Below are 10,069 nucleotides of genomic sequence, written 5' to 3' on the forward strand. Positions count from 1 at the left end.
TTTCGAAATAACGATTCCTTGTCGTCCCCCTGCTGAAAATTGCAAAGTCCGATGCTCACCGTAACCGGCTTCACCGTATGCGGCAGCTCGGTTCTGGCGATCCGTTCACGCAGCTGCTCAGCCATGCGTTCTGCTTCTTCCAATGTCTTATCCGCCATTATAATGGCAAATTCTTCTCCGCCATAACGGGCGGCAAAATCATTCGGCGTCATCGTCGACATCACCTTCGAAGCAACCTCTTTCAGCACGACATCGCCCACCCGATGCCCGTAATTATCGTTGACCTTTTTAAAATTATCGATATCGATAATCGCCAGCTGCAGCGGAAGCTGATACTTCTCGCATTGCTCCAGCAGAGCCTCCAGGTATTCGTGAAACGCCTTGTGATTGTATAGCCCGGTCAGTGCATCGATTTTGAGCAGCTTGTCCGATATCGTTCTTTCCACCAGGAGCTGCTGCTCCGACTTCATGACCGATTCCAGATGGCGCATAAATTCCTTGACCCGGACCAAAATCGTATGACCAATCATGATGCTGACAATAAACACGCTTTGGATTTGGATGAATTCCTGAATGGGTTTCTGATAAAGGGAGCGTTCGGTGAGATAGATGAGACAGTACAGGAGGATCGTTAACGAGCCAAAGCCATATAGAAGTTTGCGGTCAAAATAAACGACGGAAATCAGAACGGGCAGAAGGAGCGCCATCTGTGCCCCGTCCACGATCGGCTGAATGATGAAATAGAACAGGTAGGAGAGACAAAAATCCGCAGCCGACCACAACCTGCTTCCGGTATTTAGGTTCGAATCGCAGCCAGGTCTGTGCCGCCAGCATGAGCAGCAGGATGCAGCCGTCCGGGATGCCCAGACGCAGCCAGTCCTCCGGCCCCGCCCCCGGCGGTCACGGAAGGAATGCAGCCCAGCAGCAGCAGAACCACCTCTGCCGCGAAAAACATCAGCGTCACGATCCAATAGGCGTTCAATATTTTGCGATGCCATAAATCTTCCAAAATCAACCCCGTGCGATTCATTGGAATGTCATTCCCCTAATCTTCTAAACAAGAATATTTGCGGGTTTCGTACATCGTCAATGCTCATTATATCTTAAATCCAAGATAAGAACTATCTTTTTTCCAGCTGATCCTTTTCCTGGGCGCGGCAAAATCAACGGCTGCTGCGTTCACCAATTTTTCAAATGAGCCTCGCCCAGACATATCCAATTTAAGGTATGATAAGGCATGGAACCAATTAAAATGATGAAGGTATACATAAAGGAGGATCACAAGTGAAGAAGACCCTGGCTGTCGTCCTTTCCTGCGTGCTGCTTCTGGTGCTGGCTGCTTGCGGACAATCCAAGAGCGGCGATTCCGCATCGGGCAGCGGAGTCACCGAAACCGGTGTAGCCCCGAGCGAGGAATTGGTGATCAAGGCGACAAACTATGCATTCGATCAAAAAGAATATCATCTCAAAAAGGGCGTACCTGTCAAAATTACGCTTGAAAACGATGAGGGAAACCACGGCGTTCTCATTCCGGGTCTCGAGCTTCAGCTTGACGGTAAAAACAAGTCCGCGGTCGTCACGCCTGAAAAAGCCGGCACGTTCGAAATGGCGTGCTCAGTGTTCTGCGGAGCGGGACATTCCGGCATGATTGCCAAAGTCATTGTGGAATAAAAGTTAGGCAGACTTGAACCCAAAAGTTAAAATCCCCTCGAAGTATGCTTCAGGATGATGCATGATCCGTCCTGCCGCTTACTCCGAGGGGATTTTCATTTAGGTGTGAAATGTGGGTGGACTATAGAAGTCAGCTCTGATCCTGTTCGATCAGCTCGATCCACTCGTTATATTCGGTCTGCAGCTTGGAATACTCGTCCTTGAGCAAGCGGTACTCTTCCTCCAGCTTGCCGGTCTTCTCCAGCTGAATCTCATGCTCTGCCTGCAGCAGGCGGTATTGATGCGTCACCAGCTCAAAGCTTTCGCCCACCTGGCGAAGCTCATCCGCGACTGACTCCTTCTCGCTCTGGATCCGGGTAAGCTGCTGCTCGCCGGCAGCGATCTGCTGCTGCCAAGCCTCAAGCTCCTCTTGCAGCTCCAGCTCCCGGCTGCCCCAGGCTTCCTGCTGGTCCATCATATCCTTCAGCTTATCCTGATAAGACTGCATGGATTGCTCGGCACTGCGCAGCAGTCCGCGCAGCTCGGTCTCCCGGTCGGCCGCTTCATCCAGCTGCAGCGATGCTTCCTCCAGCTTCTTCACCGCGGCCTCTTTCTCCTCCAGCAGAAGCAGGTATTCGATTTCGGTATCCTCCTGGCGGCTCTGCGCCTCCTTCACCTGGCGCTGCAGCTCCTCATACTGCCGCTGCAAGCCCTGATACTGCTGGTTCAAGCTGTTGTACTGTTCGCGCTGGGCTTCGGTTTGGCTCCGCAGCTGTTCATTTTGCTCCTGAGCTGCCCGGTTCACCCGCTGCAGCTCTTCGTACTGAGCCTGAACGTCCTTGGCTTGAAGCTCCAGCTCTTCAAACCGTGCTTCAGCTTGCTCCTGCTGCTGGCGCAATGTGCCGTTGTCGCGGGCATATTCCTCGGACTGCAGCCGCAAGCGCCCGATCATTTCCCGGCTGTCCTCCAGCTGCTGATCTTCCAGCGCCCGGCGGGCCGTTCGATGCTCCGCCTGCTGTTCCTCGAGCTGTTCCTGAACCTCCAGGTACTGATTCTCGAGGTCTTCCAGCGCCTGGCGGGTCGTTTGGTGCTCCTGCCGCTGCTCCTCCAGCTGCCGCTGTACCGCTCGATACTGCTCTTCGCGTTCCTTCAGTGCATGAGCAGCTGTTTGCTGCTGCTCACGCTGCTCTTCCAGCTCCTGCTGCAGCAATGCGTACTCCTCTTCGCGTTCCGTCAGTGCCTGGGCGCCGTCTGCTGCTGCTCACGCTGCTCTTCCAGCTCCTGCTGCAGCATTACGACTGCTCCTCGCGCTCCTTCAGCGCCTGGGCAGCTGTCTGCTGCTGCTTCCGCTGCTCTTCCAGTTCCTGCTGCAGCGCCGCATACTGCTCCTGCTGCTCTTCGAGCAGAAGCTGGGCGAGCTCGTACTGCTCCTCATGCTCAGCTACCTGCTTCCGCAGCTCGCCGCACTGCTGCTCGTATTCGCCTGAACGGCTCTGCAGCTCGGTATACCTTGCCTGCTGCTCCTCCCACTGCTCCTTCAGGCCGGCATAACGTTTCCGTTCCTCTTCCGCCTGAAGCTCCAGCTCCGCGTGTACTTCCCGTCTTCTCTCCAGCTCCTGCTGCAGGTTTTGTACGTTCTCCTGCTGCTCCTCCGATTGGATTTCGAGCTCGAGATACATTTCCTGCTGTTCCTCCAATTGAAGCCGAAGGTCCTTGAGCTGCTGCGCATATTGGCTCGACTGCCGCTCCAGGCCTGCAATCTGCTCCTCTTTGGCCTCGATCTGCCGGCCGTAATTCTGCAGATCCTGCTCCCGCCCTTGCAGCGCCTTCTTCAGCGATTCCAGCTCTTGCTCCTTCGCGGCCAGCACCTCCTGCTGGGCTTCCAGCTGCTTCTCCAAACGCTGAAGTTCCTCTCCTTGTTCCGAGGAAGAACGCTCCTGCGCCTGCAGCTTCTGCACCTGGGCTACGAGCTGCTGCTGCTTATCTGCCAGCTCCTGCGCAAGTTGCTGCAGCCGCTCCTCTTTCGCGGCCAGCTCCTGCCGGAGCGCTTCCCGCTGCTGCTCAGCTTCCTGGCGGAGCTTACTCTCTCCGTCCGCCTGCTCTTTCAGCACGCTCAGCTCGTCATGCAGCGAAGCCATGCCCGTCTCCAGCGTCTCGTTCTGCTCGCCGGCTTCCAGCACCTGCAGCTCCAATTCGCCGATCTCTTCCTTCTGCTTCTCGATCGTGCCTTGAAGGGTTTCGGCTTCGGCCGTCAGCTGGGCGATTTCGCCGGTCAATTTCTTGGAAGCCTCGCTGTAATCCTCAAGCAGCTTCTGCATGCGGCGGTGTTCCTCTTCCGAAGCGGCCGCCTCGTCCTGCAGCTTGCTGATCTGTCCGTTCAGCGCTTCCTCCTGCTCGGTCAAAGCCTGCACCTGCGCCTTGGCCTCCTCCTCGCGCACCAGCACGACTTGATGCTGCTGCCGCAGTCTGGAATAGGCCTCCTTGGCGTTCTTCAGCTCCTGCTCCATGTTCTGCAGCTTCTCCTGAAGTTCGCCGCTGTTGCCGCGAAGCTCGGTCAGCTGCTCCTGCAGCTCCTGAATAAAGGCTGCATGCTTCTCTTCGAGCTCCTTGACGGCTCCCTGATGCTTCTGCTCCAGCTCGGTGATCTTTGCGCGGTTGTTCTCCTCCGCCTCTTTCAACGCTCCGACCCGCTTCTGTTCGGCGGATTGCAGCGCTGCCGCATGCTTCCGTTCCAGCTCCAGCACGGCAGCTTTATGCCGTTCCTCCACAGCCTGCTTGTCCTTCTGCATTTGCTCCGCGGCCTGTTTCTCCTTGCGGAGCAAAGATTCCTTCTGTTCCGTCTCCCTCTTCAGCGAAGCGCGGAGCTGATCCAGCTCCTTCGTCAAAGAATTCCGGGTCTGCTCGAGCCGCGCCGTAAGCTCGGACTTGGACTGCTCCAGCTCTTTCGCAAGCGCAGCCTTCTCCTGCTCCAGCCGCTTTTGCAGCTCTTCCTTCTCCTTCTTGATCTGCTGCGCTTCTTCCTTCTGCTTGTTGACTTCCGCCAGCTGCTCGTCCCGCTGGGACTGCAGCCTGGTGAGCTGCGAGCTCAGCTCGCTGCGCTCGCCAGTCAGCATCTTCACTTCGTTGCGGAGATCCTGCATTTGCACGGCTTCCTCAGCCATATGAACCGCGGCCAGAACGGCAATCCTAGGGGTGTCCAGCCGGGAATTGCTTTTGGAAATGGCATTCATCCGTTCATCGACATAACTAGCAATCTTTCGCATATAATCGGCACTGCTGCCGACCAGTTTATAAGAAGTCCCGTAGATCTCCACGGAGACGCGTGTACGATCAGGTGTAGTCACAGTTGTGCCCTCCTTCATATGTGTGTTGACTCTAAGATGTCTTGTTCTCTCCAATAAAAAATCACATCGAATCTCTGTGTCTAAGGATTCGATGTGATTGGATTCAATTCCTGCTATTTTCTTAATTCCGCTTGAAACTTTTGCTCAAGGGCGCTGACGACTCCGGCATGCGCCGCGGTGACTTCCTCATCCGTCAGCGTACGCTCATTGTGGCGGTAGACGAGCGAAATCGCGACGCTCTTCTTGCCTTCGCCGAGCTTGCTTCCGGTAAACACATCGAATACCTGTACGTTCTGCAGGAGCTCGCCCGCGGCTTCGCGGATCGTCTCAAGCAGGGAGCCCACTTCCACAGCGCTGTCCACCACGACTGCAATATCCCGCTCCGAAGCCGGGAAGCGCGGAAGCTCCTGATATCGGATATCGAAATCGGCGTGTTCGTACAGCGGCTGCAGCAGAATTTCGGCAACGTACACATCGCCGAGTCCGCGCTCCTGCTGCAATTCGGGATGCACCTGACCGAGCGTTCCGATCAGCACCTGCTCTCCGCCGCCATTGATCAGGTAGACGGAAGCTGAACGTCCGGGATGATATCCGGCCGGCTGGTTCGCCACGTACCGGATCGCCCCCTCCAGACCCAAATCCCCGAACAGCGTCTCCAGGGCACCCTTCAGGTCGAAGAAATCGACTTTCTCCGGCGCATGGTTCCACTGTTTCTGCCCGCGGCTGCCGCACAGCAGCAAGGACAGCACGTTCAGCTCTTTTGGCTGAACCGTCAGCGTCTCCTCCTGCGAGAAGAACACGTTGCCCACTTCGAACAGCGCCAGATCGTACTGCTTCCGGTTCGCGTTGTGCACCGCGATATCGAGCAGCTGCGGCAGAATGCTCGTACGCAGCACGCTGCGCTCCTCGCTCATCGGCATCGACAGCTTCACCGGCACGCTTCCTTCCGTCAAAGCCGGGAACAGCGCGGCCAGCTCCGGATGGGTGAAGGAGTAGCTGATCACTTCCTGCCATCCGCCATGGGTGAACAGTCTGCGGATTTCGCGGCGGATCGCCTGAGGCTTCGTATAGCCCCCCGGCGTTGTCGGCCCTTCGATCGCCGTCGTCGGGATATTGTCGTATCCGTACAGGCGGGCGATTTCTTCGATCAGGTCGACGTCTTTCGTAATGTCTCCGCGGCGCGTCGGCACCTGCACTTCCAAAATGCCTTGGGCAGTATCCGCAGCGTGGAAATGCAGACGGCCAAAAATCGTCTTCACTTCCAGCATCGACAGCTCCGTTCCAAGGAACCGGTTCAGCTTGTCGAAGGACAGAACAATCACCTTTTCTTCCGCCTGCGCGGCACCGGCTTCGACGATGCCCTTATGAACCGTTCCTGCGCAATAACGGGCGATCAGCGACGCAGCCCGGTTCAGCGCCGGAATGACCGCCCCCGGATCGACTTCCTTCTCGAAGCGCTGGCTCGCTTCGGAGCGCAGTCCGAGCTGGCGGGAAGTCTTGCGGATGGTGCCTCCGTCGAACTTGGCGGATTCGAGCAAAATGTTCACGGTGCTGTCCGTAACCTCGGAATCCAATCCTCCCATGACGCCGGCTAATCCAACCGGCTTCACGCCGTCGGTAATGAGCAGCATGTGCGGCTCCAGCTTGCGTTCCTGGCCATCCAGCGTCACGAGCGTCTCACCTTCACGGGCCAGGCGGACGTCAACGGCCCCGCCTGTCAGGCGGTCCGCATCGAATGCATGCAGCGGCTGACCGTATTCAAGCATGACATAGTTGGTGATATCCACGATGTTGTTGATCGGACGGACGCCAGCAGCCATGAGGCGGTTCTGCATCCACTGCGGCGACGGCGCGATCTTTACGCCCGTAATATAACGCGCGGTGTAATGGCTGCAGTGCTCAGGCGAGCTGATTTTGACCGAGATATGGCTGCTTGCCGCGTCAGCGACCTCAACCAGTTCCCTTTCCGGATCAGGCAGCTTGACGTCACGGCCCAGAATGGCTGCCACTTCGTAAGCCGCTCCGCGCATACTGAGGCAGTCGGAACGGTTCGGCGTCAGGTCAAAGTCGAGTACCTTGTCGTCCAGGCCGAGCACGGAGGTGATCGGCGTTCCGATCTCCGCGTTCTCCTCCAGGACGAGTATGCCTTCCTGCTGCTCCTTCGGCAGCAGCTTGTCGTTCATGCCCAGCTCTTTGGCGGAGCAGATCATGCCTTGAGAAGCGACGCCGCGCAGCTTGGCTTTTTTGATCTCCAGTCCGCCGGGCAGCAGAGCGCCAACCAGGGCAACGGGTACTTTTTGTCCGGCATCCACGTTTTTCGCGCCGCAGACGATCTGCAGGTCTTCGCCCTGTCCCGCGTCAACGACGCAGACGTTCAGCTTATCCGCATCGGGATGCTTCTCCTTGCTTTTTACATAACCCACGACGACTTTCGAAATGCCGTGATTGCGGTGCTCAACCTCGTCGATCTCGATGCCCGCGCGCGTAATCTGCTCGGCCAGCTCTTCGGCCGTTACATTTTCCAGTGATACATAATCGGATAACCATTCAGTTGATACTTTCACTTACGTTCCCTTCCTTCTTCCCGTATTCCGCGATGCACCATGCCGCAGCCCAGAATTTCCAGCCATCCCGTATGCTTGCACACCCGGCATCCGCTGCCGCCGCATCTGGCACAGGTTACGTCGACCTCCGCGCTCGGCTCTGTGAACGGGAAGAAGCTTGGACGAAGTCGGATCTGCGTGTTCGGTCCGAACATTTCGCGGACGAATTGCAGCAGCGTGCCTTTCAAATCGCTCATACGGATGTTTTCGCCGATCACCAGGCCTTCAATTTGGTAGAACTGAAACGAGTGCGTCGCATCGTCGTCGTCTCTGCGGTATACTTTGCCCGGGCAGATGATCTTCACCGGCACCTTGCCCTGCATGCTCTCCATCGTCCGGATCTGCACCGGCGACGTCTGCGTTCTCATCAAGAGCTCCTCGGTAATGTAGAACGTATCCTGCATGTCGCGGGCCGGGTGGTTCTTCGGCAGGTTCAGCGCTTCAAAGTTATAATAGTCAGTCTCCACTTCCGGTCCTTCCGCAATGTGGTAGCCCATACCGATGAAAATCTCCTCGATTTCCTGGATGACTTTGTTGAGCGGATGGGTGCCCCCTTGGGTCATTTTGCGGCCGGGGAGCGTAACGTCAACCTTTTCCGCCTGCAGGCGCTGCTCGGTTTCGGCCTTTTGGAAAGCCTGCTGCTTGGACTCGATCAGTCCTTCGATCGCTCCGCGCACGTCATTGGCCACCTGGCCGATCAACGGGCGTTCCTCCGCACTTAGCGCGCCCATGCCCCGCAAAATCTCGGTCAGCGCCCCCTTTTTCCCCAGATACTTCACGCGCAAATCGTTCAGCGTCTGTACGTCAGCGACGTCATTCAGCTGCGCGATCGCTTCCTGCCGCAATGCTTCCAGCTTTTCTTTCATGAACTTCCTGCCTCCTTCTTGAAATCGCCAATACATTTATGACCAACAACGCCCCGCAGAGCAGGGCTTTTGCCCCGGATGACTGCTCAGGTACTTGGCGGGGATCCTCAGAAAAAAATTCCCAAGAAATACAAAAAGGCCTTTTCTCCCGAAAAGGGACGAAAAGACCGTGGTACCACCCTTGTTAGACAAGCGAAAAGCCGTTTGATACGCACACGCGCACCTCTGGCCAGCTTGATCTCACTCTCACTCGATGTAACGGATCGAAAACCGTTATCCCCTACGCGGAATCTTGTCAGCAAACATGCTGGCGCGTGGATTCGTTCAGGGAACTGCTCCGGAGGGAATTTCAGCAGCCTGTTTCTGTAGAGACGCTCTCAATCTTCGGCGTCCCCTCCCTGTAAAGAGGCACTGCTTACTTATCTCCATCAACGCATTTATCTTGACACATAAATTGGATTGCAATGGCTGATCCATACGGGTCATTCATTCACCGGGATCAGTCCGTTGACTATAGTCAATAATTATAGGCAAAAAAAGCTGTATTGACAAGTCCGAATCGCCTAAATCAATAGGCGTTCCCCTTCTCAGCATGCCCATTTTTTGCAGAACCAGACTTCATTCCTCAAATTAGAGCTGTTCCAGCTCGCTCCGGAGCCTGCGGATATTCGTAATCCGTGCCGCAGCCTCCTCGTCGCTCCCGCCGTCTTCGTTCAGCAGCCTGGTCAGCTCCCATTCCAGCGCCAGCCGGGCGTTTTCCCGGTCGGTATCCTCCTTCAGTGCTCCGTTATGTCTGGCCAGCTGCTCTTCCTCTTCTTGAACCGTGCCCTCAAACATATGCGGTTCTTCCGTATGGGAGACGGTCAGCAGCCGGTCCGCGAGCTTGCGGATCAGCATCCGGTCATGGGACACGACGACCAGAGCACCCGGATATGCGGATAACGCCTCCTCGATCACTTCCCGCGTCGAGATGTCCAAATAGTTCGTCGGCTCATCCAGCACGAGCAGATTGGCCCCGGAGAAATACAGCTGCACGAAAGCCGCACGGCATTTCTCCCCCATGCTCAAATCCCCGATTCGCTTAAACACGTCCTCCCGCTTGAACAAGAAGCAGCCCAGAAGCGTCCGCGCATGTGTCTCGGTCATCAAAGGCAGGCGAAGCAGGCTGTCAAGCAGCGTCTCCTCTTCGTTCAGCACCTCCAGTTCCTGCGAGAAGTAACCGATCTTCAGGGCCGGATGCTGCCATACCGTTCCTTCGCTTGGCACAACCTCACCCATAATCAGCTTGAGCAGGGTTGACTTGCCCGCCCCGTTCGGCCCCCGCACGGCCAGCCGGTCGCCGCGGGAGAGGATCAGGCTGAACTTGTCGAACAGCTTCTTCGTCCCGTAGCCGAAGGACAGCTGCTCTAGCCGCACCAGCACACGGGCGGAGAACCCACCTTCGCCCAGCTGCAGGTTGACCTTCGGTCCGCTTTTCGGCTTCTCCACGCTTTCACTCTCGAGCCGCTCGAGCTCTTTTTGTTTGGCGTGATACCTGGAGATGTTTTTCTTGGCTTTGGCTTTGTAGTAAGGCAGCGCCGCCTTCGTTTCCGTATTTTTGTCCGAC

Annotated in this window: 7 protein-coding genes, 1 pseudogene and 1 other annotated feature; of the genes and pseudogenes, 1 reads left to right on the top strand and 7 read right to left on the bottom strand. The window is 56.6% G+C overall.

Going from position 1 to position 10,069, the window contains the following annotated elements:
- Both CPT76_RS02785 and CPT76_RS36970 read right to left on the bottom strand, forming a co-directional pair.
- Positions 1 to 782, bottom strand: a 782-nt coding sequence (locus tag CPT76_RS02785) for a GGDEF domain-containing protein (RefSeq protein ID WP_181152664.1), incomplete at its 3' end; no start/stop codon positions are given.
- 14 nt (positions 783 to 796) lie between these two features.
- A complete protein-coding gene (locus CPT76_RS36970; protein WP_181152665.1) occupies positions 797 to 1,030 on the bottom strand; it encodes a hypothetical protein in 234 nt (77 codons plus the stop codon).
- A gap of 254 nt (positions 1,031 to 1,284) precedes the next feature.
- On the opposite strand from CPT76_RS36970, the gene CPT76_RS02790 reads away from it, so the two are divergent.
- Positions 1,285 to 1,671: a cupredoxin domain-containing protein gene (locus CPT76_RS02790; RefSeq protein ID WP_076170696.1), complete on the top strand. Its 387-nt coding sequence runs from the start codon at positions 1,285 to 1,287 to the stop codon at positions 1,669 to 1,671.
- A gap of 130 nt (positions 1,672 to 1,801) precedes the next feature.
- On the opposite strand, the gene CPT76_RS02795 is transcribed toward CPT76_RS02790, so the two are convergent.
- The 5 genes and pseudogenes from CPT76_RS02795 to CPT76_RS36975 form a co-directional block, all read right to left on the bottom strand.
- A complete protein-coding gene (locus tag CPT76_RS02795; RefSeq protein ID WP_105441852.1) occupies positions 1,802 to 2,860 on the bottom strand; it encodes a coiled-coil domain-containing protein in 1,059 nt (352 codons plus the stop codon).
- Positions 2,861 to 2,942: 82 nt separating this feature from the next.
- The gene (locus CPT76_RS02800) at positions 2,943 to 4,994 is read right to left on the bottom strand and encodes a cell division protein ZapA (protein ID WP_181152666.1); all 2,052 of its coding nucleotides are present in this window, start codon (positions 4,992 to 4,994) and stop codon (positions 2,943 to 2,945) included.
- Positions 4,995 to 5,107: 113 nt separating this feature from the next.
- A complete protein-coding gene (pheT, locus tag CPT76_RS02805; RefSeq protein WP_105441854.1) occupies positions 5,108 to 7,558 on the bottom strand; it encodes a phenylalanine--tRNA ligase subunit beta in 2,451 nt (816 codons plus the stop codon).
- 11 nt (positions 7,559 to 7,569) lie between these two features.
- Positions 7,570 to 8,463: pseudogene (pheS, locus tag CPT76_RS02810) on the bottom strand (phenylalanine--tRNA ligase subunit alpha); the annotation flags it as partial.
- A 151-nt stretch (positions 8,464 to 8,614) separates the two neighbouring features.
- Positions 8,615 to 8,904: a binding site (T-box leader), on the bottom strand.
- A 189-nt stretch (positions 8,905 to 9,093) separates the two neighbouring features.
- Positions 9,094 to 10,069: ATP-binding cassette domain-containing protein (locus CPT76_RS36975; RefSeq protein ID WP_181152667.1), on the bottom strand; the 976-nt coding region annotated here is incomplete at its 5' end.

Origin of the sequence: Paenibacillus sp. AR247 (assembly GCF_002968895.1) — a bacterium.
Lineage (GTDB): Bacteria > Bacillota > Bacilli > Paenibacillales > Paenibacillaceae > Paenibacillus_AQ > Paenibacillus_AQ favisporus.